Below are 25,172 nucleotides of genomic sequence, written 5' to 3'. Positions count from 1 at the left end.
AGGGCATGGCGTCGGTCGTTCGGGGTGTGCGGAGGGTGGTGGCGCGGTTCTCGCGCAGCCGCTTCTTCCGTCGCGTCGGCCCCACGATCATGCCGCCGCTCGAACGCGGCATGGCCTGGCTCACCCGCGGTCGTGTGCAACTGAGTGGGCTGCTCGTGCCCTCGCTCGTGCTCCACACCACGGGTGCGAAGTCGGGCCTTCCGCGCGAGACCGCGCTGATGTACTGCCCCGAGCCCGGCCGGCGGATGCTCGTCACCGGCAGCAACTTCGCCGGCGCGAACCACCCGGCGTGGAGTTCGAACCTCATCGCGCATCCTGATGCCTGGGTGAGCCTCCACGGAAAGCGCGTCGACGTGCACGCGACCCTGATCGGCGACGACGAGCGGGAAGCCGTGTGGGCGTACATCGAGCGGCAGTGGCCGGGATATCGAGGCTACGAACGCGCATCCGGTCGCACCCTGCGCATCTTCCGACTCACGCCGAGGCCCTGACCCCGGCTACGCTGGCGACCATGGGGTTGGGTGCGCACGAAACCGGGGATCACGACGACTTCGAGCGTCTCCGGGTGGCGGCCGTCGAGCGGCTCGACCTTCTCGACACCCCGGCTGAGGAACGCTTCGACCGCATCACCCGCATCGCCCGCGAGCTCTTCGACGTTCCGATGGCCGCGATCAATCTGATCGACGACGAGCGGCAGTTCACGAAATCGCCCCAGATTCCGGGGAGGTCACCGAACCTCGTGCGAACGGAATCGTTCTGCGAGGTCACGATCGAGCAACCCGACATGGTGGTGGTTCCGGATGCGACGCGTGATGAGCGGTTCGCCCACCGGCATCCGGTCACCGACGAACGGCACGTCCGCTTCTATGCCGGGCGGCCGCTGAGCCTCGGCGACGACCTGCGCGTGGGCACGTTGTGCCTGGTCGACACCACGCCGCGCGAGTTCGGCGCCGATCAGATGCGCCTGCTCGACGAGATGGGGCAGTGGGTCGAGCGCGAGCTGCAGGACACCGCCGACCTCGACCGCGCCGCCGAGGTGCAGCAAGGCCTGCTGCCGCAGGATCAGCCGAGCTGGCCCGACTACGACGTGGCCGGCATCTGCCTGCCCGCGAAGACCGTCGGCGGCGACTTCTACGCCTGGTACGGAGACGGCGACGGTGCGAGTGCCGGCACCGTCATCGAGCTCACCCTCGCCGACGTGATGGGCAAGGGTGCGGCCGGCGCCATCATGGCCGCCGCGGTGCGGGCGGCGTTCCAGTCGCGCACCGGCGCCGACGTCGTGGGCGCCGTCTCCGGGGTGAACGCGCAACTCGCCGACGACCTCGGCGGCATCGGCAGCTTCGCCACCCTCTTCCACGCCACCATCGACACCGCCTCCGGTCGCATCGACTACGCGGATGCCGGGCACGGCCTCTCGGTGATCGTGCGCCGTGACGGCGCGGCCGAGCGCCTCGAAGCGACCGGCTTGCCGATCGGCATCGTGGCGGAGGGGGAGTGGACGCGCGGCCGCGCGGAACTCGCCCCCGGCGACCGGCTCGTCACCTTCACCGACGGGGTGCTCGACCTCTTCGACGGCACCCTGGCCTCCCTCGACGAAGTGGCGGCCATCGTGCGCGCGGCTCCGTCGCCGCACGACGCGCTCGCCCGCTTCGCCGAGCTCACCGCGGCCACCCGCGCCTCCGACGACGTCACCGTCGTCGTCGTCGCCCGCCGCCCCTGAGCCCAGCCAGCCCCGCCAGCCCCGCCACAGCTCGCCAGGTCGCGCTAAGTCGCCTCTGCGGCGCGTCCGGGGCCCACTTAGCGCGACCTCGCGAACTCAGTGCGCGCGGGCGCGGGTGATGGTCCAGACGTTGCGCTCGTCGAGGCGCTCGTAGCGCAGCTCGTCGACGAGTGCTCGGATGAGGGGGATGCCGCGGCCCGACTCCGAGAGCGCATCCGGCATCTCGCGACCCATCAGCACGATGCCGCCCTCGTCGGCCGTGTCGGCGAGCGATGCTGCGAGGCCCGTCTCGTCGGCCGTGACCGAGAGCACGCAGGTCACCCCGCCGCTGCCCCCGGCGTGCTGGATGACATTCGAGGCGAGTTCGATGAGCGCCGTCTCGAACGCCATCCGCTCGAGCTCGCTCACGTCGGGGTTCGCCGACCACACCGACTCGAGGAACTCGTGCACCGTGTCGACACCGTCGGGCGGTGAGCTGAACACGAGGCTCGCGCGCTCCTCAGTCACGGTAGGCCGCCTCGACCGATTCGTAGGGGGTGAGGATCTTGTCGACGTTCGAGAGTGTCAGCACCATCGTCACCTGCGCCGAGGGAGACACGATCCGCAGGTCTCCGGATGCCTCGCGAGCGGTCTTGAGGCAACTGATCAGCGCCCCGAGCCCGGAGGAGTCCATGAACGGAACCCGGCTCAGATCGACCACGATCCGTGAGTCACCCGCATCGATCCGGCGCTTCACGGTGTCGCGGAGCGCCGGCCCGGAGACCATGTTCAGCCGCCCGTCGCCGCGGATCACCGCGATGCCGCCGCCGAGCGATTCGGTCGTGAACTCCATCGATGTGTACCCCCTGGAAGTATGCTGTCCCCAGGCTATCGAACGTGCTGCCTGCGGAGAGGGGGAGTGATGTCCGACCCGGAACGCGCCATCGCACGCATCGTGCAGACGTATCCGAACGTGCGAGTCGTGCTGAGCGACAGTGTCTTCGCCGACTCCTATTTCCACACCGCGGGGGCCGATGGGGGCATCCTCTACATCAACGCCGAACTCACCGGCGTGATCGCGGCCCAGAAGGGCTGGACGGGGTCCATCATCACGACCGAGGCGCTGCCCGACGCGTGAACGTGCCCAACGCCATCTCGTTCGGGCGACTCCTCATCCTCACCCCGTTGTTCGTGGTGCTGCTGCTGGTGTTCCGCAATCCGTTGCTGGCGCTCATCACCCTCATCGTGCTCGGCATCACCGACTGGGCCGACGGCTTCATCGCTCGGCGCTTCGATCAGCAGACCGACCTGGGCAAGAAGCTCGACCCGATCGCCGACCGCATCAGCCAGTTCGTCGTCTGCGCGACGCTCGTGGTGGCGGGCCTCGTGCCGCTGTGGATGGCGATCGTCATCCTGCTGAGCGACCTGCTGCTCGGCATCACGATCCTGGTGCGGAAGCCCGGCATCGTGAAGGTGCGGTGGATCGGCCGGTTCCGCACCGTGCTGCTCATGGTGGGGTTTCCGTTGCTGCTCGTGATCGCGTCGTTCTGGCCCGGTAACGCAGGGCTCAACCTGTTCGCGCTCGTCGTGGTGGGCACCGGATGCGTGCTGCACGCCATCGCGAACCTCGAGTACACCTACACCCTGCTGCGTCAGGAACGCGGGCCGAGCCGAGCGTAGTGCTCGTCGAGGGCGGGGGAGTACGTCGCCCAGTCGACGACGGAGGCGTCGCCGCCGGCCTGCGCCACCACCAGCCGGTCGAGGTAGTAGTCCCAACCGGAGCCGTAGTGCACGGCGTCGGCGATGTTCTCGAGCTCGTGCGAGAAGGTGAGGATGGTCTCGGGGCCGGGGCCGGGGCCGGGGCCGGTGCCAGAGCCGGAGCCGGTGCTGGCGTCGGTGCCGCCCACGACTTCGGCCAGCTCGACGGTGAGGTGCCAGGTCATCGGGCCCGGTTCGAGGGCGGTGTCGACGACGAGGCGGTTCGGTGGTGAGCACTCGCGGATGCGGTACTCCTCGGCCGGCACATCTCCTTCGGCGATCATCTGGAAGGTGATGCGGCCGCTCGCCGGATCGCCGGTCCAGGTGCCGAGCCAGCGGCCGAGCCGAGCGGATTCGGTCACCTCGGCCCAGATCTCGGCGATCGTGGCGGCGAAGCGGCGTTCGTAGGCGAGCGAGGTGGGGCCACCCTCGGCCAGGTGGCCGGTGGCGCGCGGTGTGGGCGCTGCGTCGGCCGCGCTCATCGCGCATCCACTTCGGCGATGCGGCGTTCGACGATCAGGCGCACGGTGGCGTCGCTCAGCGGGGCGTCGTTGGGGAATTGCAGGGTGGCACCGGAGAGCGTTCCTTCGCTGAGGTCGCCCTCGGCCTTCAGGGCTTTCGCGAGCGGCGGGCTCATGAGGTGCAGACTGCAGTGCTTCTGGGCGGCCGAGAGGCCGAGGAGGCCTTTGCCGCGGTAGGAGAAGATCGGAATCTGGTAGGAAATGCCCTCCGTCGCATCCGGGATCGCCGCCAGCAACGACCCGCGCACCGTGGCGAGGGTCGCGCGTTGATCGTCGGGCACGGCGGTGAGGTAGTCCTCGACGGTGTCGGCTGCGTATCCGCGTGGCATGCGATCCTCCTCGATCGGCTGGCCCCAGGTTACCGAGCCCCGCCCGCCCGCGGAAGCGGCGTTCCGTCGTCCACGCGCAGGCGCACGACCCAGCCCACGTGCGCGTCGGCGGGATCGGGGCGCTCGCGGCGGGACGGGCCGATCGTCCAGGTGCCCTGTGGGGCGGGTCTGTTGGGCGCGGCTGGGCGAGCGGATGCGGATGCGGGTGGGGCGATCGCGGGTGCGGATTCCGGCTCGCCGGGATCGATCGTTTCCCGGCCCGCCACGTGGTCGACGTCGATCCCGGTCGACGAACCGATCACGGTGGTCCAGGGCTCGCCGTCGCCGGCTCGCCGCACGGCTTGCCGGACCTCACGGATGCCGGTGATCTCGCCGGCCACGGCCATGGTTTCGAAATCGAGTCCGCCGTGGTGTGATTCGCCGAAGCGCACGTCGTGCCCTTTCTCGGGTCCGAGGAATCCGACGGCGTCGGCGGCGAAGATCTGCCACTCGATCCGGTCGCCGACTGCGAACCTTTCTCCGCAGCACTGCTGCTCCCAACTCGCCACCTGCACACCGATTTCCACGGGTCGAGCCTAGGTGCAGCCGGTGCTCAGAGGGGGTAGGCGACGGCCGCACTGGGTTCGAACGCGCACCAGACGGGCGTGCCCGGGGCGAGGTCGAGTTCGGCGACCCGGTTGGGTGCGAGGTCGGCGGCGATGTGTTCGGTGCGCACGCGCACGACGTCGCCCCGGGGCTCGAGGTCGAGAACGGTGCCGGGCACGACGTTCGTGCCTGTGCCGAGGCCGGTGGCGGTGCCGGGGCTGATGCCCGCGCCGTTGCGCTTGCTGGTGCTGGTGCTGGTGCTGGTGCTGGTGCTGGTGCTGGTGCCGGTGCTGGTGCCGGTCGTGGAGTGCGGCGACGTTGCCACCGAAACGAGTGCCGGCCGCACCGCGACGGCCGCCCGCGCGCCTGGCACGAGGGGCGCGTCAGTCGCCGCGACGATACGCCGGCCGCCCTCGATGACGATCGTTCCCCACTCCGGCGTGCGGGAACCCGCGCCGCCGGATTCCGGGCCGGCACGGCGCGCATCCACCCGCGACGCATCCGCCACACCGATGAGCACGTTGAGAGCGGCCAATCCGGCGGTGAACTGGTTCGAGGGGCGTTCGAGCACGGCGCGGGTGGATCCGATGTCGACGATGCGGCCGCCGTCCATCACCACGACCCGATCGGCGAGCATGAAGGCGTCGAGGATGTCGTGGGTGACGATGATCGCCGTGCGCTCCTCGAGCACGCGACGAAGCATGCGGCGCAGGGCCGGTGCCACGGCGATGTCGAGGGCGGCCATCGGTTCGTCGAGCAGCAGGAGGCGGGGGTCGGAGGCGAGGGCGCGAGCGACCGCAATGCGTTGGGCCTGTCCGCCCGAGAGCTGGGCGGGCTTGCGGTCGGCGAGGTCGGCGGCGTCGACCTCGTCGAGCCACCGCGCGGCGAGGTCGTCGGCCGCGGGTTTGCTCAGGCGTGCGGTGCGGCCGGCGCGGCCGGCTGGGGCGCCTCCGTGGCGGCTGCGCGGCCCGAACGCGACGTTGTCGAGCACGCTCAGGTGCGGAAACAGCAGCGCCTCCTGCGCGAGAAGAGACACCCCACGTTCGTGCGGCGGCAGCCACCGGCTCCTCGACGGCGGAGCCCCCCATGTCGAAAACGACGGCGACTCGGGCCGACCCGCTGCGCCCGCCTGCACGGCGACGGCGCGTCCCGCAGAATCTCCGTCGTATTTTTCGGAGCGGGAGTCGGTGGTTGAGCGGGAGCGGGTGGTTGTGCGGGCGCGGGTGCGGGAGCGCGCGCCCACGTCGAACAGCACCGTGCCGCCCAATACCGCCCGCCCGGCGTCGGGGCGCACGAGCCCCGCGAGCACGTTCAGCAGAGTCGACTTGCCGGCGCCATTCGGCCCCAGCACCGCCACCGTCTCGCCCTCGGAGACCGTCAACGAGACGTCGAACCCGCGGTCGTCGAGCCGCGCGGTGAACTCGAGGCTCATTGCGCCGCTCCCTTCCGCGCTGGTGCCCCCGCCGAAGCCGCCGCCCGCGGCCCGCCCCGCAGCGCCCCCGACTCCCCGGCCTGGTGCGCGATACTCACAACGACGATCGCCACCACCACCAGCACCAGAGAAAGCGCCACCGCGGCATCCGGATCGGTCTCCCGCTGCAAGTAGATCTCGAGCGGCAACGTGCGGGTGACCCCTTGCAGGCTTCCGGCGAAGGTCAGCGTCGCGCCGAATTCGCCGAGCGCGCGTGCGAACGACAGCACAGCGCCCGAGATGAGGGCGGGGAGCACGAGGGGCAGCGTGATCCGGCGCAGGACCGTCGTGGGCGCCGCCCCGAGCGTCGCCCCTACGGCCTCGTACCGCGTGCCCACCGTGCGCAGCGCCCCCTCGAGGCTGAGCACGAGGAACGGCAGGGCCACGAAGGTCTGCGCGAGCACGACGGCAGTGGTCGAGAACGCGATCGGGATGCCGAGCACCTCGAACGTCGACCCCAAGAGGCCCCGTCGTCCGAAGGTGTAGAGCAGCGCGATGCCTCCCACCACCGGCGGCAGTACGAGCGGTAAGAGCACCAGCGACCTCAGGATCTTCTGCCCCCAGAACTGTGTGCGCGCCAGCACGATGGCCATGGGCACCCCGAGCACGATGCAGAGCGCTGTGGCGGTGAGCGAGGTGCGGAGGCTGAGCCCGAGGGCGGCGATCGAAGACTCGGAGGTGATGAGCGGGATGAAATCCGCCCAGTTCACCCGCACCACCATGCCCACCAGCGGCACCACCACGAAGAGGGCGCCCAGCACGGCCACCATCGCCACCCACCGCGGCACGCCGGAATACCGGGCGGTGGCGGAAGCGGTGGCGGTCATCGGAGCCTCACGATCGGTGTTGCGGTGATTTTCGGGAGGAGGAGCGTGTAACGACGGTCGTATACGGGCTTCGTTCGTCGTACGTCCTCCCGAATCGGAGGAGCCTCATCGAGACGCGGCCTAGGGCAGCTCGTCGAGTCGCGGTTACGACATCCCGTCGCAGCGCGGCCTACGGCACCCCGAAGCCGGCGTCGGCGAGCACACCCTGACCCACGGGTCCGGCGACGTAGTCGACGAAGGCCTGCGCCACGTCGGCCGCCTTCGAGTCCTTCACCACGGCGATCGGATACGTATTCACCGCTCCGCTCGACTCCGGGAACTCGATCCCCTTCACCGCGTCACCCGCGGCCTTGACGTCGGTGACGTACACGAGTCCGGCATCCGCTTCGCCCGAGGTGACCTTGCCGAGCACGTCGGTGACCGACGATTCCTCGCTCACCGGGCTGAGTGTCACGCCGGCGGCCTGCTCCACGGCGGCAGCGGCCGCCCCGCACGGCACCTGCGGGGCGCAGACGACCAGCTTCACGCCGGGCGCGGCGAGGTCGGCGAACGACGTGATGCCGGCCGGGTTCGCGGGCGGCACGGCGATCTCGAGCACATTGGTGGCGAAGCCGATGGGTGCTGCCGGGTCGACGAGTGCAGCGTCGGTCAGCTTGGCCATGTTCTTGTCGTCGGCCGAGGCGAAGACGTCGGCGGGGGCGCCCTCGGTGATCTGGGTCACGAGGTCGCTCGATCCGGCGAAGTTCAGTGCGACGGTGGTGCCCGGGTTCTCGCCCTCGAAGCGTGCGGCGAGCTCGGTGAAGGTCTGCGTGAGCGACGCGGCGGCGAAGACGGTGATCGAGCCCTCGAGGGCAGGGCCGGTGGGGGAGGGGGATGTCGCGGACGAGGGGTCGGCGCCTCCGGAGCCTGAAGCGGCACCCGACCCGGCGCATCCGGCCAGCAGGGCGATGACGGATGCGGCGAGCAGTCCGATGGCGAAGTGGGCGCGCGGGTTTCGCCTGACCGAGCTGCTCATCCGTTGCCCCCCGGCGTCTCGATGATGACGGTCGTGGCCTTCACGACGGCGATGGCGACGGAGCCGAGTTCGAGCCCGAGCTCGCGCACGGCCTCGCTCGACATGAGCGAGACGACGCGATGTGGACCGCACTGCAGCTCCACCTGGGCCATCACCGTGTCGAGGGTGATTTCGGTGACGAGGCCCACGAAACGGTTGCGGGCACTGCGGCCGATTTCCGACGGGTCGGCCGGCAGCACGGCGTTCGTGCGGGCGAGGTGCGCGAGGGAGAGGCCGTCGACAGTGCTGCGACCGGAACTGTCTTTGTCGCTGGCGAGCAGGCCCGAGTCGATCCAGCGACGCACGGTGTCGTCGCTGACGCCGAGGAAGGCGGCGGCGTCTTTGATCCGAATCTGCGACATGGAATCCATGATACCGCCGCTTCTGCGGACGAAACGAGATCAATCAGAGGCACCTACGGGATTCGAACCCGTGTATACGGTTTTGCAGACCGCTGCGTAGCCACTCCGCCAAGGCGCCGGGGAGGTGTTCGGTCGACACTAGCCGAGCGGAGGGAGGCTGAGGTCATTGTTACGTCGGGGTACCCTCGTGTCATGTCGGGAACGCTGGTGGTCGTCGGAGTGCTGGTCGCGCTCGCGGCCGTCGTGGTCGGCCTCTTCGCGCTTGGCGCCTGGTATCGGCGGCACCCGTCGAGGCGCGGGGCGAGCGCGCCCGGCGCCGGACTCATGACGGCCGCCTACGACGAGGTGTTCAACCCGCACGCGATGCTGGCGCGCGAATCGATCGACGTGGAGCAGCGGCTGGTGGCACCCGCTCCGACGCCCGACGGTGATCGCGGCATCGCGGGAGGGCGCATCCGCCTCGACGTCGACGGCGCCTGACCGCGTCGCCGCGCCCGCGCGAGTCGCCGCGCCCGCCCGAGTTGCCATGCCCGCCCGCGTCGCCCCGCCCGCCAGCGCACCGTTCCGCCCGAGTCGCCGCGGCCGCCTGAGTCCCCCCGCCCGCGAGCGCACCGTTCCGCTCGACACGCCGGACGCTCCCTCGCGAGCGCCAATAGTCGCCCGGGTGCGGGCGGGAGGCGGCACCCGTCAGGGGCGCTCCGAACCGCGCAGCACCAGGTGCGTTGGCAGCACCGTGACCGCGGAGGGCGGGGCCGTGCCCGCGAGGCGGGCGAGCACCGCGCGGGCCGCTGTCTCTCCCATCAGGGCGACATCCTGGGCCACCACCGAGACGCCCGGGCGCACGAGCGTCGCCGACTCGAAGTCGTCGAATCCGATCAGCGGCAGACGGATGCCGGCACGCGTGAACGCGTCGACGGCGCCGATCGACGACCGGTTGTTCGCCGCGAAGACGGCATCGACGCGGCCGGTGCCGAGGAGCGACCGCACGATCTCGGCGGCCTCCGCGGCGGAATGCGCCGACGTGACCACGAGCTCGTCTTCGGGTGCGATGCCGGCGCTCCGCAGGGCGCGGCGATACCCCTCGAGGCGCTCGCGCATCGTGTAGAGCTCCAGCGAGTCGCCGAGGAAGAGCACGCGTCGAGCGCCGTGGCGCAGCAATTCGCGCGTGGCTGCCTCGGCGCCGCCGGCGTTGTCGGCGAGCACGGTCGCAACTGCGAGGGCGGAAAGGGGTGGCGTCTGCGCAGGCAGAGCCCCCACCGCCTGCGCGGGCAAGGCCCCCACCGCCAGCACCGGCCGGTCGACGGCCACGAGCGGCAGCGCCTCGGCCGCCGACACCGCCCAGTCGATCCCGTCGCGCCGTGGAGGAGCCGCGATCAATCCGTCGACCCGCTGGGCGATCAGGCGGTCGACGAGCAGGCGATGCTGAACCTCGTCCTCCTCCGAACTCACCGTCATCAGCAGATAGCCGTTCGCGCTCAGCACCCGCTCGACCGAACGCGCGAGCGCCGCCCAGTAGGGGTTCGCGAGGTCGCTGATCACGAGGCCCACGACCTTCGCCGAGCGCCCGGGACGGATGCTCGCCGCCGCCAGGTTGTGCCGGTAGCCGAGCGCGACGATGGCCGCGGAGATGCGCTCGGCCAGCGCGGGGTCGATGTTGGTGGCGCCGTTCACATGGCGTGACACCGTCTTGAGGCTCACCCCGGCGGCCGCGGCGACATCGTTCATCGTGGGCGGCTTGCGCCGGTCGATCATGGTGCCTCCGTCGCCGGGAACAGATGCACCCCGGCCGGGAGCATGCCCGACATCACCTCGGGTGTCGGCCGCCGTCCCGAGACCACGGCCGCGGCAGCCGCGGTGGCGGCGTGGGCCGCCAGGGTCGGCGACGCCCCGCGCGAGAGGGCGAAGAGCAGGCCCGCCGTCGACGCGTCGCCGGCGCCGTTCGTGGTCTCGACCCGGTCGACCGCGAACGGGCGAACCCGGAGCGACGTGTCGGCCCAGCGCGCGGCGAGGGGCGCCAGGAGGCGACCGCCGCGCTCGAGGCGATCGGCGCCGGCCGTGCGCATGAGGAGCCCGTCGCTGCCGGCGGAGATGGCGACCACGGCGGCGCCCCAGCCGAGCAGCAGGTCGGCGTAGGCCAGAGCGGCGGTGGCGGCGGGCAGGGGTGGGATGCCGGATGTCGCACCGAGCGCCGAGGTCAGGTCGTCGAGACTCGGGCTCAGGATGTCGGTCACCGCAGCGGCCCGGCGCAGGATGGTGGTCCAGTCGACGGCGCCGACCTCCGACGAGGGGTCGACGACGGCCAGGTCGAGCGAGGTGGTGGCGCCGCGCTCGCGGGCTCGGGCGAGCATCCGCTCGAGCGGCTCTCCGCCATCGGCGAGGAGGCCCGGCAGCAGCGGCGGATAGCCGAGGTGCAGCAGGGGTGCGTCACCGACGTCGAGGTGCTCGCCGGTGAAGTCGGTGTTGGCGCCGGTGTGGTGCCAGAAGGTGCGGTCGTGTCCGGCGGGCTCGAGCACGAGGCTGTACGAGGTGGCGTGATCAGGCGTCACCTGGAGATCGGAGTGCAGACGCGGCATCCGGTTCACCGTGTCGGCGACGATGCGGCCGAGGTCGTCGTCTCCGACCGTCGAGTGCAGGCTGACCTCGGCTCCGAGGTCGGCCAGGGCGAGGCCGGTGTTCGCAACGCATCCGCCGAGCCCGATCTGCAGGGCGCCGACGCCGATCAGCCGGCCGGGCTCGAGCAGTCGATCGGAGTCGGAATGGGCGCTCGCGCCGAGTTGCGGCGTCAGGTCGACGCAGATGTGCCCGGCCACCACGATCGCGGTCATGGGGCTCCTTCCGGGTCGAGATGGGCCGGAATTCCGGCTAGACAACGTTGTCTCACACGATTACTGTGGCACATCGAGAGGGGTTGACGAAACCCCCGACGATCGATCCGCGATCCACCCCCACGAGCAGGAGCCACCGCAATGACGCTGTACCGCCTCAATCGCCTCTTCAATCCCCGCTCCGGCCGAGCGCTCGACGTGGCCGTCGATCACGGCTTCTTCGGCGAACGCTCCTTCCTCACGGGCATCGAGAACATGGATGCGGTCGTGAGCACCCTGGTCGACGCCGGCCCCGACGCCGTGCAGCTCACCATCGGGCAGGCCAGGCGCCTGCAGAGCGTGCCCGGCAAGCAGAAGCCGGGCCTCGTACTCCGCACCGACATCGCGAACGTCTACGGCAATCCGCTCGATGCGCAGCTGTTCAGCATCCATGTGCCGCACGCCATCGAGGAGGCCGTGCGGCTCGACGCCGTCGCCGTATGCGTCAACCTCATGGAGTTGCCCGGGCACCCGGAGGTGCGCGAGGCGAACATCCGCTCCATCCTCGAACTGCGACGCGAGGCCACGCGCTACGGCATGCCGCTCATGATCGAGCCGCTCGTGATGCAGGACAACTCGACGGCCGGCGGCTACATGGTCGACGGCGACATCGACAAGATCGTGACCCTCGTGCGCCAGGGCGTCGAGCTCGGCGCCGACCTGATCAAGGCCGATCCGAGCACAGACCTCGGCGAGTACGGGCGCGTGATCGAGGTGGCGGGCGACGTGCCGGTGCTCGTGCGCGGCGGCGGGCGAGTGGATGACCGCACGCTGCTCGAGCGCACCGTCGCGGTGCTCGCGGCGGGCGCGCGGGGCATCGTCTACGGCCGCAACATCGTGCAGCACGAGAACCCGGCCGGAATCACGGCGGCACTGCTCGCGGTGCTGCACGACGGGGCGGATGTGGAACAGGGCCTGGCGATTCTGGCCGAGTCGGATGCATCGCACGCGGATGCGTCGCGCGCGGGTGCGTCGCACGCGGATGCGTCGCTCGCCGGGCGGAACGGGGCGTCGGCATGACCGCCGAACGTGTCAACGTCGCCATCGTCGGTGGGGGGCTCATGGGGCGTGAGATCGCCGCCGCCATCCAGCGCTGGCCCGCGCTGATCGATCATCCGGTGCGTCCACGGCTGACCGCCGTGTGCGACATCAACCCCGCCGCGCTGGGCTGGTTCGAAGAGATCGACACAGTGGTCACGACCACCACCGACTACGCCGACATCCTCTCCGACGACAGCATCGACGTGGTGTACGTCGCCGTGCGGCACGACCTGCACGAGAAGATCTACCGCGATGTGATCGCGAGCGGCAAGAGCCTGCTCGCCGAGAAGCCGTTCGGCATCGACCGGGCGGCGGCGCAGGCCGTTCTCGCGGAGCTGGACGCGCATCCGGAAAGCTTCGTGCGTTGCTCGAGCGAGATGCCCTTCTTCCCCGGCGCGCAGCTGGCCATCGATTACGTGCGTTCCGGCGCGCTCGGAACCATCATCGAGGCTCGCAACAGCTTCTTGCACTCCAGCGATCTCGACCTCTCGAAGCCCGTGAACTGGAAGCGGCAGGTGAAATTCTGCGGCGAGGCCGGGGTGATGAACGACCTCGGCATGCACACCTGGCATGTTCCGCTGCGGCTGGGCTGGGCGCCCGAGTCGGTGTACGCGGTGCTGCAGGATCTCGTGCCCGAACGGCCCGGCCCCGACGGCACGCTCGTGCCCTGCGACACCTGGGAGAACGCGGTGCTCCACAGCTGGGCGCGGCACGACGGGGTGCGTTTCCCGCTGACCACTGAGACGAAACGGATCGCTCCGGGGCAGAAGAACACCTGGGAGTTCGAGGCGATCGGACTCGACGGCGGGGTGCGATTCAGCACCAAGAACCCGAAGTCGGTGGAGGTGTTCGCGGTGCGCGACATCCCGGGCGGTGGGCGCGAGCAGGTGTGGCAGCAGATCGATGTCGGGAGCCAGTCGGTGTGGCCGACGGTGACTGGCGCCATCTTCGAGTCAGGATTCTCCGACTCCATCCTGCAGATGTGGGCCGCGTTCCTCGCCGAGCGGCACGGTTCGCTGGGCGACCGATTCGGGGCGGCCCGCCCCGAGGAGGCGGCGCTCACGCACGACATCTACCGGGCCGCGCTCCAGTCGCACGAGGAGGGCCGCGCGGTCACCCTGTGACGCGCCGCCCCGGCCCGCCTTGCTCCGCCCTGCCGGCGGCGTGCGTCGAAACGGAGTTCTGCGCCCACGACGGGCGCAGGCTCCGTCGTTTCGTCTCCCCGTCCGATTCCTCCGTCGTTTCGGGCGACAGAGGCGGAACTGGGGGAGAGGGAACGGGGAGAGGAGGGGAGCGGGGCCAAGACGAGGGCGAGGGCGGGCGTCGGGCCGGGATGCGGCAGGAGTCGCGCTCGACGAGGGCGGGCGTCGGGCCGGGATGCGGCAGGAGTCGCGCTCGACGAGGGCGGGCGTCAGGCCGGGATGCGGCAGGAGTCGCGCTCGACGAGGGCGACCGGGAGCACCGTGCGCCGGCGGAGGCGGCGGCCCGGATGCGCCGCCCGCTCCACCAGACGCGCGGCGGCGAGTCGGCCGAGCGTCGCCGGATCTTGGGCGACGACGGTGATCGAGGGGGTGAGCGAATCGGCGAGCGGGAAGTCGCCGAAGGCCGTGAGGGCGATCGGATGCGCCGTGATGGCGGGCACGGCGGCCATCGTGCAGCGGGCATCCGACGAGAACACCGCGGTCACGCCCAGCCCAGTAGCGCGGAGGCGGGCGAGCGCGTCGGCCGCGCCGGGGCGGGTTGCCGCACCGAGCGCCACGAGCGCGGGATCGAACGAGAGCCCGGCGTCGGCCAGCGCTTCCTGGTAGCCCTCGAGACGCGCGGCGATGGTGGGGGCCGAGAGCGCGTCGCCGAGAAAGCCGATGCGCGTGTGCCCGTGCCCGATCAGATGCGCGGTGGCTTCCCGGGCACCGCCGCGGTCGTCTTGGAGGAAGGCGTCGGCCACCAGCCCTCCCGGCGCGCGGTCGACGAAGGCGATCGGGATGCGTGCCGCCCAGGGCTTGAGGAAGGCGTGGTCGTTCGTGATCGGCGCCACCACCAGCCCCGAGAGCTGCCGGCGCAGCACCGACTCGAGGGCGGGCCGCTCCCGCGCCGGATCGTGCCCGAGGCTCGTGACGAGCGTCGACAGGTCTTCGGCGAGGGCCGCCTCTTCGACCGCGTTCACGATCGCCGCGAAGAACGGGTCGACGATGTCGGGAACGGCCACGCCCACAACGGGTGAGCGCCCCGATCGGAACGCCGTGGCGAAGAGGTTCGGCACGTAGTCGAGCGCGCGCATCGACTCCTCGACCTGCCGTCGGGTGGCCGGCAGCACGTGGGGGTCGTCGTTGAGCACGCGCGACACGGTCTTCGGGCTCACGCCCGCCGCGGCCGCCACCTCACGCATCGTGGCCATGCGACCTCCCGGGGTCTGGCGCCCGCCGGCTGGTGGGCATCCGTTCGATTCAGTGGCGAGGCGGGGTCACCTCGTTGGGCGGGTCAGCGGATGAGTGGATAAGCGGATAAGCGGATAAGCGGATCAGTGAATCTGCGGATCTGCATCAGCAGCCCAGTGGATCGGCGGATCAGCGGGCCGTGTACCCTCCGTCGATGGGCAGCGAGACGCCCGAGATCATGGTCGCGGCGTCGCTCAGCAGAAAGACCACGGGGGCGGCGATCTCGTCGACGGTCGCCCACCGGCCGAGGGGCATCTGCTCGAGGTAGGGCCCCTCGATCTCGGGCCGGCCCCAGTACCAGGCCGACATGGGCGTCATGATGACCGTGGGGTTCACGCTGTTCACGCGGATGTTGAACGGCCCGAGTTCGAGCGCCGAGACGCGCGTGATGTTGTCGAGCGCGGCCTTCGACGAGCCGTAGGCGATGTGGCCGACGAGGGCGACGAGGCTGGCCTGGCTCGAGATGTTGACGATGGCCCCGCCCTTCTCCTGCCGGATCATCTCGCGCGACGCGTATTTCGTGACCAGCAGCGAACCACGGGCGTTGATGGCCATGACCTTGTCGAAGACTTCGATGTCGGACTCCTGCGGAGTGGCGATCTCGCCGCCCCAGCCGCCCGAGTTGACGACGCCCCAGATGTCGCGGCCCTCGATGGCGTCGCGGATGCTCTCCTCGCTCGTGAGATCGAAGGGCAGCGGCGTCGCGCCGGTCTCGGCGGCCACCCTCTCGAGCTGCTCGACGTTGCGGCCTGCGGCCAGCACCGTGGCGTTCGCCTCGACAAGGTGGCGCACCGTCGCGCCTCCGATGCCGCCGGATGCCCCGGTGACGAGGATGGTGCGGCCGTTGAAGTCAGTCATGGTTCTTCCGTTCGAACGAGAGGTGATGGCCGCACCATCATAACCACGGAATGACGCGGATGACACCCGTGTCATGAATATTCGTGTCACCGGTGTCATTTCGATTGACAGCGGAGCAGTAGCCTGCGTACGGTGGGCCCGGCGGACTGTCATCCCGGCACGTTCCGAATCCGTCGACGACGACCAGGAGAACAGCAGTGAGCGATCAGACCGAGGCGACCGCCGTCACCCTCGACGAGCTGCTCGACCGCTGCCGCGCGCTCATCGCGAGCGGCGAGCGACGCATCCTCGGCATCGCCGGCACTCCGGGAGCCGGCAAGTCGACACTCTGCGCCGCGCTCATCGCCGGCCTCGAGGGGCAGGCGGTGCTCGTGGGGCAGGACGGCTTCCATTTCGCCAATCAGGAACTCGAACGCCTCGGCCGCCGCGACCGCAAAGGCGCCCCCGACACCTTCGACGTGGGCGGCTTCGTCGCTCTGCTCAGTCGGCTCGGTGACACCGGTGGTAGCACGGTCTACGCGCCGGTCTTCGATCGCGCACTCGAGGAGTCGATCGGCAGCGCGGTTCCGGTGCCGGCATCCGTGCCGCTCGTGATCACCGAGGGCAACTACCTTCTGGCCGACGACCACGGCTGGCGCGCCGTGCGCGAGCACCTGCACGAGTCGTGGTTCGTCGACGTCTCGCCGGAGCTCCGCCACGACAGGCTGGTTCGCCGCCGCGTCTCCTACGGACACTCGCCGGCCGACTCCGCCCGGTGGGTGCACGACGTCGACGAGAAGAACGCCACGGTGGTCGATGCCACCCGGGGCAACGCCGGCCTGCTGCTGCACCTGACCACGGTGCTCTGAGCGCGCCGCCCGCCCGCATCCGACTCCCGCCAGCCGCCACCCGACCTCCCGACCGCCGCCTCCCGCCACCCCGACCACCCGCCCGCCACCACACCCGCCGACCCACCTCGACCGGAGGACACGATGACCACCCTCGACGCCCACACCCTGGGCTCCCTCGACCCCGCTGTCGCCCTCCCCGGCTACGACCGCAGCGCGGTGAGCCCCGGCATCGTGCACTTCGGTGTCGGCGCCTTCCACCGCTCCCACGAGGCGATGTTCGTCGACCGGGTGCTGCGGCACGGCGCATCCGATTGGGGCATCGTGGGCGTCGGCACCCTGCCCGGCGACCGCGCGATGCGCGACGCCCTCGGCGCGCAAGACGGGCTCTACACCCTCGTCACCACCGACCCCGAGGGCGTGGCCGAGGTGCGCGTCATCGGCTCGATCATCGACTACTTCTTCGCACCCGAACAGGCGGATGCGGTGCTCGCGGCCCTCCGCGACCCTCGCATGCGCATCGCCTCACTCACCGTGACCGAGGGCGGCTACGGCATCAACGACGCGACCGGCGCGTTCGAACCCCGCGACCCCTCGACCTTGGCCGACCTCGAGGCGCTGCCCGAAGGGGCCGCCCCCACGAGCGCTCTCGGCTTTCTGGTGATCGGGCTCCGCGAGCGTCGCGACGCCGGGGCGACGCCGTTCACCGTGATGTCGTGCGACAACATCCAGGGCAACGGCCGAGTGGCCCGCGCGGCCGTACTCGCCTTCGCCGCGCGGATCGACCCGGAGCTCGCCGACTGGATCGCCGCCGAGGTGAGTTTTCCCAACTCCATGGTCGACCGCATCACGCCGGCCACCACTCAGGCGGGCCTCGAACGGGTGTCGCGGGAGTTCGGCATCGACGACCGCTGGCCCGTGCTCTCCGAATCGTTCGTGCAGTGGGTGCTCGAAGACGACTTCACGGCCGGGCGGCCGGAATTCGGCGAGGTGGGGGTTCAGCTCGTCGCCGACGTCGAACCCTACGAGGTGATGAAGCTGCGGCTCCTGAACGCCTCGCACCAGGCGATGAGCTACCTCGGGCTGCTCTCCGGAGCCGACTACGTGCACGAGGTGACCCGCGATCCGCTGTTCGCCGACTTCCTCCTCGGCTACATGAACGAAGAGGCCCGGCCCACGCTCGCGCCCGTGCCCGGCGTCGATCTCGACGACTACACGGCCGAGCTCATGCGACGCTTCTCGAGCGAGGCCATCCGCGACACGCTGATGCGGCAGATCGTCGACGGCTCCGAGCGCATCCCGAAGTTCCTGCTGCCGGTGCTCCGCGAGCAGCTCCGCACCGGTGGCCCGATCGAGCGCACGGTGCTCGTGCTGGCGGCCTGGAGCCGGTTTCTTGAGGGTGTCGCCGACAACGGCCGCATCCTCGAGCCGGTCGACAAACGCCTCGACGACCTGCAGGCGGCCGTGGCAGGCGAATCGGATGCGCCGGGCTCGTTCCTCGACTACGCCGCGGTCTTCGGCGACCTCGGCTCCGACGAACGCCTCCGCACCGCCTTCGTGGAGGCGCGGGCCCGCCTCGCCGCCCTCGGCGCCAGAGGCGCCCTCGAATCGTTGATCGCGAAGTAGCGCTATGTCGCCCCTGCGGGGCGTCGAGAGCCGACTTAGCGCGACCTCGCGAAGCTCAGGGGTGGTGGGGGTCGAGGTGAGCGGGCGCGAGGCGGAACCCGCCGCCGGGCTGGAGCACGACCCGCAGCTGGAAGAGGCCGTCGACCAGCAGGTCGGCGTCGAGCTCGTGCTCGTCGTGGGTGCCCACGATGCCCACGGTCGCGCATCCGGCGGCCTTCGCGGCGGCGAGACCGGCGGGGGCGTCTTCGAACACGACGCAGTTCGCGGGGTCGACGCCGAGACGCGACGCGGCGAGGAGGAATGGCTCCGGATGCGGCTTGCCGTTCGTGACGTCGTCGAACGTCACGAGCACGGCCGGCGGCGTGAGGCCGGCGGCGCCGATGCGATTGCCCGCGATGAGGCGGGTGCCGCTCGTGACGATGGCGCGCGCCGAATCGGGCAGGGAATCGAGCAGGCGCGCCGCGCCGTCGAGCGCGACGATGCCGTCGAGATCGGCGGCCTCGATCTCGGTGACGCGGGCGAGCGCCTCGGCGGCCAGATGCTCGGGGAAGCCGGCGGCGATGACCTGCGAGGCCGGGCGGCCGTGGCCCGAGGCGAGCAGGTCGGTCTCGAGCCCGTACTCCTCGCTGAGCTGCGCCCAGGAGCGGAGCACGGCGGGCGTCGAGTCGATCAGCGTGCCGTCGAGATCGAACAGCCCCGCAGCGAAGGTGCGGGCGAAGACGGGGGAGTCGGCCGGCAGCGACCGGTCGCCCTCGACGGGCGGGGCGCCGCGAGCGTCGAGGCGGTCTGCGCGGCCGTGGGCGTCAAGGCCGCCGACGGGCGGGGTGCCGAGGCCGTCGACGCGGCCGTGGCGGTCGTGGCCGTCGTCGCGCCGCGGGTCGACACCGAGCTGCCCGAGCACGTCGGCGAGCTGCTCCGCTGTCGGCAACGATGCGTCGACGCTCAGGTGCGGCACGAGCGGCGCGTGGTCGGCCGGCGGGTCGACCACGTGCGCATCCCGCTCGGCCGAACGGATGCGGCGACGCTCGGCGAGCAGCTCCGGGCTGGCCCGCATCCATACCACGCGCGGCGGCGTGCCGGCTGCCCCCACCAGGTGCTGCCACTCGATGCCGCCGAGCAACTCGGCCGTGAACGGTGCCACCAGCACCGCGCTGCCGCCGACCAGAACCTGGTCGGCCACCATGGCGCGGAGGGCTGCATAACGGGCGGGCCGCACGACGCTCCGGAGTCGGGCGTCGTTCCAGTGGGCGTCGCCCGCGAGTTCGGAACCGAGACCTTCGAGCAGCGGGTTGGTGAGCGAATCGAGGTCGAGCAGCGCGGCGCCGAGCGATCGGGCCAGTTCCCGGCCGAGGGTGCTCTTGCCGCTGCCCGCTGCGCCGGCGACGATGACGATCATGCAGCTCCCGGGGTTATCGAATCGAGACCTGGCGACCACTTGACAACGTTGTCGCCGTGTGGCCAGTATAGGCGGACAACGCAAGGACGCGGTGTGGGAATTCCCATCCGACCGGTAATGACAACGCTGTCACAGGAGGTGGACCGAATGACGGAGATTCACGGATCGCGCCGCGCGGTCCCACTGCCGTCAGCGCGGAGCCGCGCTCGCGAGGTGGTCGCATGATCCGCCGCCCGGGCATCAAAGACGTGGCCGCCAGCGCCGGGGTCAGTATCAAGACCGTCTCGCGAGTCGTGAACGCCGAAGAGGCGGTGCACCCCGAGACCCGCGCCCGCGTTCTGCACGCCATCCAGGTGCTCGGTTACGTGCCCAACACGGCGGCGCGTTCGCTCAAGTCGGGCACCGGGGGAGCGATCGGCGTGGTCATCGACTCCCTGGCCGACCCGTTCTTCGCCGCCCTGGTGAGCGCCATCGAGACCCGCGCCCTCGCTGAGGGCCTCAGCGTGCTCGTGGCGTCGTCGAACCTCGACAGCGATCAGGAGCGCGACCAGCTCCTCAGCCTCGTCGCCGGCCACCAGGTGGCGGGCGTCATCTTCGCCCCCGTGGCGGCCGAGCATCCCTACCTCGACGCCTACCGCACCGTCACCCCGGTGGTGGCCGTCGACCGCTCCCGCGCCGGCTTCGACAGCATCGTCGTCGACGACCGCGGCGCCACGGTGCTCGCCGTGCAGCAATTCGTCGACCTCGGCCACGAACGCATCGCCTTCTTCGACCGCGACCAGCGCTTCTCCACGATCGAACGACGGATGAGCGGCTACCTCGACGTGCTGCGCGAGGCGGGGCTCCCGTTCGACCCGGAGCTGGTGTCTGAGACCGTCGACGGCAGCCTCGACTACCGGAGCGAGGCCGACCGGCTGCTCGGGCTCGACCGGCCCGCCACCGCGTTCTTCGCCTCGAACGCGAAGGCGGCCATCGGGCTGACCGCTGCCCTGCACCGCAGCCACCGTCAGCACACGGCGATGATCGCCTTCGGCGACTTCTCCTTCGCCGACGTGGTGCGCCCGGGCGTCAGCTGCATCGACCAAGACCCGTTCCTCATCGGCAACGCGGCCTTCGAGCGCCTGCTCGCCCGGCGCGAATCGTCGTCGGACGAACCCCGCGAATGGATCGTGCCGACCGCACTGCTGCAGCGCGGCTCGGGCGAGATCCCCGCCCCCGTGACCACCTCCGAAACCGGAACCGCAACGGCAACCGAAACCGCAACGGCAACCGCGACCCGAGGAGGCGCTCGATGAGACCGGCTTTCCTGGCCCCCAACCTGATCGACCACTTCTATCGAGGTGGCGACCGGATCGCGCGCCTTCGCGGCATCGAGCAGACCTCCGACCACCAGCCCGAGGAATGGCTGGCGGCCACCGTGTCGCGCGCCGGCCAGAGCGACATCGGGCTGGCCCGCACCGACGGCGGCGAGCTGCTGCGCGACCTCGTGGCGCACGACCCGGCCGGCTGGGTGGGAGCGGATCACGCCGACGCGGCGAACGCATCCGACACCGGCATCCTGGTGAAGCTGCTCGACGCCCGTCAGCGCCTCCCCGTGCACGTGCATCCCGCGCGCGCTTTCGCTGCGACCCACCTCGACTGCCCCTACGGCAAGACCGAGGCGTGGTTCGTGCTCGACGCCGAGCCCGGCTCGGCCGTTCACCTCGGTTGGAAGGAAGCGGTCGATCGCGACGAACTCGATCGCCGCCGCGATGCGCAGGATTCGGAGTGGATGCTCTCGCGGATGAACCGCATCGAGGTCTCCCGCGGCATGGGCGTGGTGGTGCCCGCCGGCACCGTGCACGCGATCGACGCCGGCATCTTCGTGGCCGAAGTGCAGGAGCCCACCGACTTCTCGATCGTGCTGGAGTGGTCGATCACCACCTCGACACGCGAAGAGTCCCACCTCGGGCTCGGCTTCGACGAGGTGATGCCGGCCGTCTCGACCGCCGCCCTGGGCCCCGAAGCGCTCGCCGGCCTGATCACCCGATCCGACCTCGACGGCCGGAGCGACCGCGCGGAGAGCATGCTCGCGCCGGCCGCCGACCCCTACTTCCGGGTGCTGCACGCAGCGCCCGGATCGCGCGGCGTACCCATCGCCGCCGGATACTCCGTGGTTCTCGTGCTGGCCGGCGACGGCGTGCTCGCGGGCGACGAGGAGATCCCCGTCCACAGCGGCCAAGCCCTCGCCGTTCCCGCCGGATTCGGTGCCTGGGAGGTGGTCGGCCCGACAAGCGTGCTGATCGCCACCCCCGGTGTCGGCTGGCCCCGATCGCTCGCCGAAGGGGTGGTCACATGATCTCTCCCGGCGACTCGGACCACGGAGCACCCCATGACCACACCACGAACCACCCCCAGGCCGACGACGGCCGGAAAGGAGTGAACTGACATGAGCACACCGGTATTGGAGGCACACGGCCTCTCCCGGGCGTTCGGACACGTCCGAGCGCTCGACGACGTGGACTTCGAGGTCTACCCGGGCGAAGTCACCGCCCTGATCGGCGACAACGGCGCCGGCAAGTCGACCCTGGTGAAAGCCCTGTCGGGCAACCTCGCCATCGACACGGGCACCATCAAGTTCGAGGGCAAGGAGATCCAGCTCACCTCGCCGATGCAGGCGAGCGCGCTCGGCATCGAGACCGTGCACCAGGATCTCGCTCTGGCGCCCCACCTCGACCCGGTGCAGAACATGTACCTGGGCCGCGAGGTGATGAACAAGGGCCTCGGCGGGTTTCTCGGCACGATGAACACGAAGGCGATGGCCAAGGAGTCGCGCCGCGCGTTCGATGAACTGGGCGCCACCGTGCGCTCGCTCACCTCGCCCGTCGGGTCGATGTCCGGTGGCCAGCGACAGGCCATCGCCATCGCCCGTGCGGTGCACTGGGCGAACAAGGTGGTCTTCCTCGACGAGCCCACCGCCGCCCTCGGCGTGCGGCAGACGAAGAACGTGCTGGAGACCATCCGCCGCGTTCGCGACAAAGGCATCGCCGTGGTGTTCATCAGCCACTCGATGCCGCACGTGATGGACGTCTCCGACCGCATCCAGGTGCTCCGCCTCGGTCACCGCGCGGCGTCGATCGAGACCAAGGACACGAACATGGAAGAACTCGTCGGTCTGATGACCGGCGCGAGCACAAGGGGTGTGGCATGAGCGACGACGTCAGAGAAGACGACATCAAGAAGGCCGAGTTCGGCCCCGAAGCCGGGCCCGAGACGACGTCGATCAACATGGCCGTCGACCGGGAGAGCAAGAGCCGGGTTCCCCGGATCTTCAAGGCGCAGGCGTTCCAGATCTTCATCGTTCTGATCGTGATCGTCATCATATTCAGCATCATGGCGCCCGACACCTTCGCGCAGCTGTCGAACCTGCGCCTCGTGGTGCAGAACGCCTCCATCCTCGCGGTGCTCGGCGTCGGCATGACCTTCATCATCATCACCTCGGGCATCGACCTGTCGGTCGGCTCGGTGCTGGTGTTCTCCGGCGTCGTGTCGGCGATGGTGATGCGGGCCATCGGTGGCGACGGATGGGGAGTGGCGACCATCGGCATCCTGGTGGCGATCGCATCGGGCCTCGCCTGGGGCATCTTCAACGGCCTGCTGATCTCGAAGGCCAAAGTGCCTCCGCTGATCGTGACGCTGGGTTCGCTCGGAATGGCGCTCGGTCTCGCGCAGATCATCACGGGCGGTGTCGACATCCGGCAGGTGCCCTCGGTGCTGACCACCACCATCGGCTACGGCAACATCTTCGGCGGTATCCCGGTGATCTCCGTGATCGCCCTGGTCATCATCCTGTTGGGCGCGTTCCTGCTGCACAAGACGCGCTTCGGCCTCTACACCTACGCGGTGGGGTCGAGCGAGGAAGCAGCACGACGCGTCGGTGTGAAGGTCGACCGGCACCTCATCAAGGTCTACGGGATGTCGGGTGCGCTCGCGGGTCTCGCCGGCATCCTCTCGCTCTCGCAGTTCAGCACCACCGCGATCGCAGGTCAGTCGCAGACCAACCTGAACGTCATCGCGGCGGTCGTCATCGGCGGAACCTCGCTCTTCGGCGGCTACGGAACGATCTTCGGCACCGTCGTGGGTCTGTTCATCCCGGCCGTTCTGCAGAACGGCTTCGTGATCACCGGCGTGCAGCCGTTCTGGCAGCAGGTCGCTGTCGGCGCCGTGCTGATCGCCGCGGTCTACGTCGACCAGGTCAGGAGGGCCTCCGCGGCCCGAGGGGCCTCCACAAGCCTCTGGCGGCACTTCGCCAGACGGAAGAACAAGTGAATACAGCACCACTCCTGAATGCACCACTAGAAGGAATCACGAGAAGAAGGACAGGTATCACAATGAAGTGGAACAAAAAGGCTCTCGGCGTGGTCGCCCTCGGCGCGACCGTCGGTCTCGCACTCGTGGGCTGTTCGAGCGGCGGAGGTGGCTCGTCTTCGAGCACCGCCGGCGCGAGCGACGGCTTCAAGATCGCCTTCGTGCAGGGCGTCGCCGGCGACGAGTTCTACATCTCCATGCAGTGCGGCATCGAAGCGGCGGCCGAAGAAGCCGGCGCGACGGTCACCACGCAGGGCCCCGAGAAGTTCGACCCGACGCTGCAGAAGCCGATCGTCGACTCGATCGTGGCTTCCAAGCCGGATGCGCTGCTCATCGCACCCACCGACGTCACCGCCATGGAGGCACCGCTGAAGGCTGCGGCCGACGCGGGCATCAAGGTCGTGCTCGTCGACACCACGGTCGAAGACCCGTCGTTCGCCGTGTCAGCCATCGCATCGGACAACGTGGGCGGTGGAAAGGCCGCCTTTGAAGCCATCCAGGAAGCCCACCCCGACGGAGGCAAGGTGCTCGTGGTCTCGGTCGACCCCGGCATCTCCACCACCGACGCCCGTGTCGAGGGATTCCAGAAGGCCGCTGAAGCAGCCGACGGATTCGACTACCTCGGTGTGCAGTACAGCCACAACGAGCCGGCCACCGCTGCCGAGATCGTGACGGCCGCGCTGCAGAAGGACCCCGACATCGTGGGTATCTTCGCCGCGAACCTGTTCGCCGCTGAAGGCACCGCGACCGGTGTCCAGCAGGCCGGCAAGCAGGACTCCGTGACCATCGTCGGCTTCGACGCAGGCCCCGCCCAGGTGGAGCAGCTGAAGGCCGGCACGGTTCAGGCGCTCGTCGCCCAAGAGCCCGCCACCATCGGCCAGGACGGCGTGGAGCAGGCCATCGCCGCGTTGAACGGCGACCCGACCGAGGCGGAGATCCAGACCGGATTCACCATCCTCACGAAGGACAACATCGACGGTGAAGGAGCCGACGCGGTCTACAAGTCCAGCTGCTGAGTTGGCTGCCGTGGGCGCCGTGCTTCGCGCGGCGTCCACGGGCCGCGCCGGTCCCTGCCCGGCGCCGCGCGACATGTGACGGTGAGGTCGCTTGCGCGGCCTCGCCGTCACCCTGGGTCGTCCGGGAGCGGCCTGTCGCGTTCGGTCTCGTGCCGT

At 70.3% G+C, this 25,172-nt stretch carries 28 protein-coding genes and 1 tRNA gene; 14 read left to right on the top strand and 15 right to left on the bottom strand.

The features are described 5' to 3' along the window. Positions 1-5 precede the first annotated feature (5 nt). Positions 6-491 carry a nitroreductase family deazaflavin-dependent oxidoreductase gene (locus tag N1027_RS18395; protein WP_259509935.1) on the top strand — a complete coding sequence of 162 codons (486 nt, stop codon included), beginning with the start codon at positions 6-8 and terminating at the stop codon, positions 489-491. Positions 492-511: 20 nt separating this feature from the next. Then, positions 512-1,720, top strand: a complete 1,209-nt coding sequence (locus tag N1027_RS18390; protein WP_259509933.1) for a PP2C family protein-serine/threonine phosphatase — start codon at positions 512-514, stop codon at positions 1,718-1,720. A 96-nt stretch (positions 1,721-1,816) separates the two neighbouring features. Here N1027_RS18390 and N1027_RS18385 read toward each other — a convergent pair whose 3' ends face one another. Further along, positions 1,817-2,227, bottom strand: a complete 411-nt coding sequence (locus N1027_RS18385) for an ATP-binding protein (protein ID WP_259509931.1) — start codon at positions 2,225-2,227, stop codon at positions 1,817-1,819. Further along, complete coding sequence (locus N1027_RS18380; protein ID WP_259509929.1) at positions 2,220-2,552, bottom strand: STAS domain-containing protein; 333 nt, start codon at positions 2,550-2,552, stop codon at positions 2,220-2,222. Before N1027_RS18380 ends, N1027_RS18385 begins: the two co-directional genes overlap by 8 nt. 69 nt (positions 2,553-2,621) lie before the next feature. Between N1027_RS18380 and N1027_RS18375 the strand changes: the two genes are divergently transcribed. Together N1027_RS18375 and N1027_RS18370 are read left to right on the top strand one after the other, a co-directional pair. Beyond that, positions 2,622-2,837 (top strand): hypothetical protein, encoded by a 216-nt coding sequence (locus N1027_RS18375; RefSeq protein WP_259509927.1) that lies wholly within the window; start codon positions 2,622-2,624, stop codon positions 2,835-2,837. After that, a complete protein-coding gene (locus N1027_RS18370; RefSeq protein ID WP_259509925.1) occupies positions 2,834-3,379 on the top strand; it encodes a CDP-alcohol phosphatidyltransferase family protein in 546 nt (181 codons plus the stop codon). The genes N1027_RS18375 and N1027_RS18370 overlap by 4 nt, the downstream gene beginning before the upstream one ends. Here the strand turns inward: N1027_RS18370 and N1027_RS18365 are convergent. From N1027_RS18365 to N1027_RS18330, 8 genes are all read right to left on the bottom strand, one after another. Continuing rightward, positions 3,352-3,939 (bottom strand): SRPBCC domain-containing protein, encoded by a 588-nt coding sequence (locus N1027_RS18365; RefSeq protein ID WP_259509924.1) that lies wholly within the window; start codon positions 3,937-3,939, stop codon positions 3,352-3,354. The genes N1027_RS18370 and N1027_RS18365 overlap by 28 nt on opposite strands. Beyond that, positions 3,936-4,307: an iron chaperone gene (locus N1027_RS18360; RefSeq protein WP_259509922.1), complete on the bottom strand. Its 372-nt coding sequence runs from the start codon at positions 4,305-4,307 to the stop codon at positions 3,936-3,938. The genes N1027_RS18365 and N1027_RS18360 overlap by 4 nt, the downstream gene beginning before the upstream one ends. Positions 4,308-4,336: 29 nt before the next feature. Then, complete coding sequence (locus tag N1027_RS18355; protein WP_259509921.1) at positions 4,337-4,873, bottom strand: DUF6578 domain-containing protein; 537 nt, start codon at positions 4,871-4,873, stop codon at positions 4,337-4,339. Positions 4,874-4,899: 26 nt separating this feature from the next. Continuing rightward, positions 4,900-6,324, bottom strand: coding sequence for a sulfate/molybdate ABC transporter ATP-binding protein (locus N1027_RS18350; RefSeq protein ID WP_259509919.1), 1,425 nt, complete (start codon positions 6,322-6,324; stop codon positions 4,900-4,902). Next, a complete protein-coding gene (locus N1027_RS18345; protein WP_259509917.1) occupies positions 6,321-7,190 on the bottom strand; it encodes an ABC transporter permease in 870 nt (289 codons plus the stop codon). Before N1027_RS18345 ends, N1027_RS18350 begins: the two co-directional genes overlap by 4 nt. Before the next feature lie 169 nt (positions 7,191-7,359). Continuing rightward, positions 7,360-8,205 carry a molybdate ABC transporter substrate-binding protein gene (gene modA, locus N1027_RS18340; RefSeq protein WP_259509915.1) on the bottom strand — a complete coding sequence of 282 codons (846 nt, stop codon included), beginning with the start codon at positions 8,203-8,205 and terminating at the stop codon, positions 7,360-7,362. After that, positions 8,202-8,606: a TOBE domain-containing protein gene (locus N1027_RS18335; RefSeq protein WP_259509913.1), complete on the bottom strand. Its 405-nt coding sequence runs from the start codon at positions 8,604-8,606 to the stop codon at positions 8,202-8,204. Before N1027_RS18335 ends, modA begins: the two co-directional genes overlap by 4 nt. A 47-nt stretch (positions 8,607-8,653) precedes the next feature. Further along, positions 8,654-8,724: transfer RNA gene (locus N1027_RS18330), tRNA-Cys, on the bottom strand. Positions 8,725-8,798: 74 nt separating this feature from the next. Here N1027_RS18330 and N1027_RS18325 point away from each other — a divergent pair. Next, the gene (locus N1027_RS18325) at positions 8,799-9,086 is read left to right on the top strand and encodes a hypothetical protein (protein WP_259509911.1); all 288 of its coding nucleotides are present in this window, start codon (positions 8,799-8,801) and stop codon (positions 9,084-9,086) included. Between the two features lie 207 nt (positions 9,087-9,293). Here N1027_RS18325 and N1027_RS18320 read toward each other — a convergent pair whose 3' ends face one another. Then, entirely contained in the window at positions 9,294-10,358 is a 1,065-nt protein-coding gene (locus tag N1027_RS18320) for a LacI family DNA-binding transcriptional regulator (protein ID WP_259509909.1), read from the bottom strand. After that, on the bottom strand, positions 10,355-11,431 hold the full coding sequence (locus N1027_RS18315; RefSeq protein WP_259509907.1) for a carbohydrate kinase family protein: 1,077 nt from the start codon (positions 11,429-11,431) through the stop codon (positions 10,355-10,357). The genes N1027_RS18320 and N1027_RS18315 overlap by 4 nt, the downstream gene beginning before the upstream one ends. Positions 11,432-11,572: 141 nt before the next feature. Here N1027_RS18315 and N1027_RS18310 point away from each other — a divergent pair, with 141 nt between their 5' ends. Next, on the top strand, positions 11,573-12,490 hold the full coding sequence (locus tag N1027_RS18310; RefSeq protein WP_259509905.1) for a class I fructose-bisphosphate aldolase: 918 nt from the start codon (positions 11,573-11,575) through the stop codon (positions 12,488-12,490). Continuing rightward, complete coding sequence (locus N1027_RS18305; protein ID WP_259509903.1) at positions 12,487-13,635, top strand: Gfo/Idh/MocA family protein; 1,149 nt, start codon at positions 12,487-12,489, stop codon at positions 13,633-13,635. The genes N1027_RS18310 and N1027_RS18305 overlap by 4 nt, the downstream gene beginning before the upstream one ends. Before the next feature lie 287 nt (positions 13,636-13,922). Here the strand turns inward: N1027_RS18305 and N1027_RS18300 are convergent, their stop codons facing one another. Beyond that, entirely contained in the window at positions 13,923-14,906 is a 984-nt protein-coding gene (locus tag N1027_RS18300; RefSeq protein ID WP_259509901.1) for a LacI family DNA-binding transcriptional regulator, read from the bottom strand. Between the two features lie 169 nt (positions 14,907-15,075). Then, positions 15,076-15,804, bottom strand: a complete 729-nt coding sequence (locus N1027_RS18295; RefSeq protein WP_259509899.1) for an SDR family oxidoreductase — start codon at positions 15,802-15,804, stop codon at positions 15,076-15,078. Positions 15,805-16,001: 197 nt separating this feature from the next. On the opposite strand from N1027_RS18295, the gene N1027_RS18290 reads away from it, so the two are divergent. Together N1027_RS18290 and N1027_RS18285 are read left to right on the top strand one after the other, a co-directional pair. Beyond that, a complete protein-coding gene (locus tag N1027_RS18290) occupies positions 16,002-16,652 on the top strand; it encodes a nucleoside/nucleotide kinase family protein (protein ID WP_259509898.1) in 651 nt (216 codons plus the stop codon). 123 nt (positions 16,653-16,775) lie between these two features. Next, complete coding sequence (locus N1027_RS18285) at positions 16,776-18,257, top strand: mannitol dehydrogenase family protein (protein WP_259509896.1); 1,482 nt, start codon at positions 16,776-16,778, stop codon at positions 18,255-18,257. Between the two features lie 55 nt (positions 18,258-18,312). Here the strand turns inward: N1027_RS18285 and N1027_RS18280 are convergent, their stop codons facing one another. Next, the gene (locus N1027_RS18280) at positions 18,313-19,653 is read right to left on the bottom strand and encodes an HAD-IA family hydrolase (protein ID WP_259509888.1); all 1,341 of its coding nucleotides are present in this window, start codon (positions 19,651-19,653) and stop codon (positions 18,313-18,315) included. A 221-nt stretch (positions 19,654-19,874) separates the two neighbouring features. Here N1027_RS18280 and N1027_RS18275 point away from each other — a divergent pair, with 221 nt between their 5' ends. The 5 genes from N1027_RS18275 (at position 19,875) to N1027_RS18255 (ending at position 25,016) form a co-directional block, all read left to right on the top strand. After that, positions 19,875-20,948, top strand: coding sequence for a LacI family DNA-binding transcriptional regulator (locus tag N1027_RS18275; RefSeq protein ID WP_259509881.1), 1,074 nt, complete (start codon positions 19,875-19,877; stop codon positions 20,946-20,948). Next, positions 20,945-21,991: a class I mannose-6-phosphate isomerase gene (locus tag N1027_RS18270; RefSeq protein ID WP_259509879.1), complete on the top strand. Its 1,047-nt coding sequence runs from the start codon at positions 20,945-20,947 to the stop codon at positions 21,989-21,991. The genes N1027_RS18275 and N1027_RS18270 overlap by 4 nt, the downstream gene beginning before the upstream one ends. Positions 21,992-22,081: 90 nt before the next feature. Further along, complete coding sequence (locus N1027_RS18265; protein ID WP_259509878.1) at positions 22,082-22,843, top strand: ATP-binding cassette domain-containing protein; 762 nt, start codon at positions 22,082-22,084, stop codon at positions 22,841-22,843. After that, positions 22,840-23,961: an ABC transporter permease gene (locus N1027_RS18260; protein WP_259509876.1), complete on the top strand. Its 1,122-nt coding sequence runs from the start codon at positions 22,840-22,842 to the stop codon at positions 23,959-23,961. The genes N1027_RS18265 and N1027_RS18260 overlap by 4 nt, the downstream gene beginning before the upstream one ends. A gap of 62 nt (positions 23,962-24,023) precedes the next feature. Next, a complete protein-coding gene (locus tag N1027_RS18255) occupies positions 24,024-25,016 on the top strand; it encodes an ABC transporter substrate-binding protein (RefSeq protein WP_259509874.1) in 993 nt (330 codons plus the stop codon). Positions 25,017-25,172 lie beyond the last annotated feature (156 nt).

This window comes from Herbiconiux aconitum, assembly GCF_024979235.1.
GTDB classification, from domain to species: domain Bacteria; phylum Actinomycetota; class Actinomycetes; order Actinomycetales; family Microbacteriaceae; genus Herbiconiux; species Herbiconiux aconitum.
Note: the sequence above shows the minus strand (reverse complement) of the source record. Positions and strands in the feature narration are given on the sequence as shown.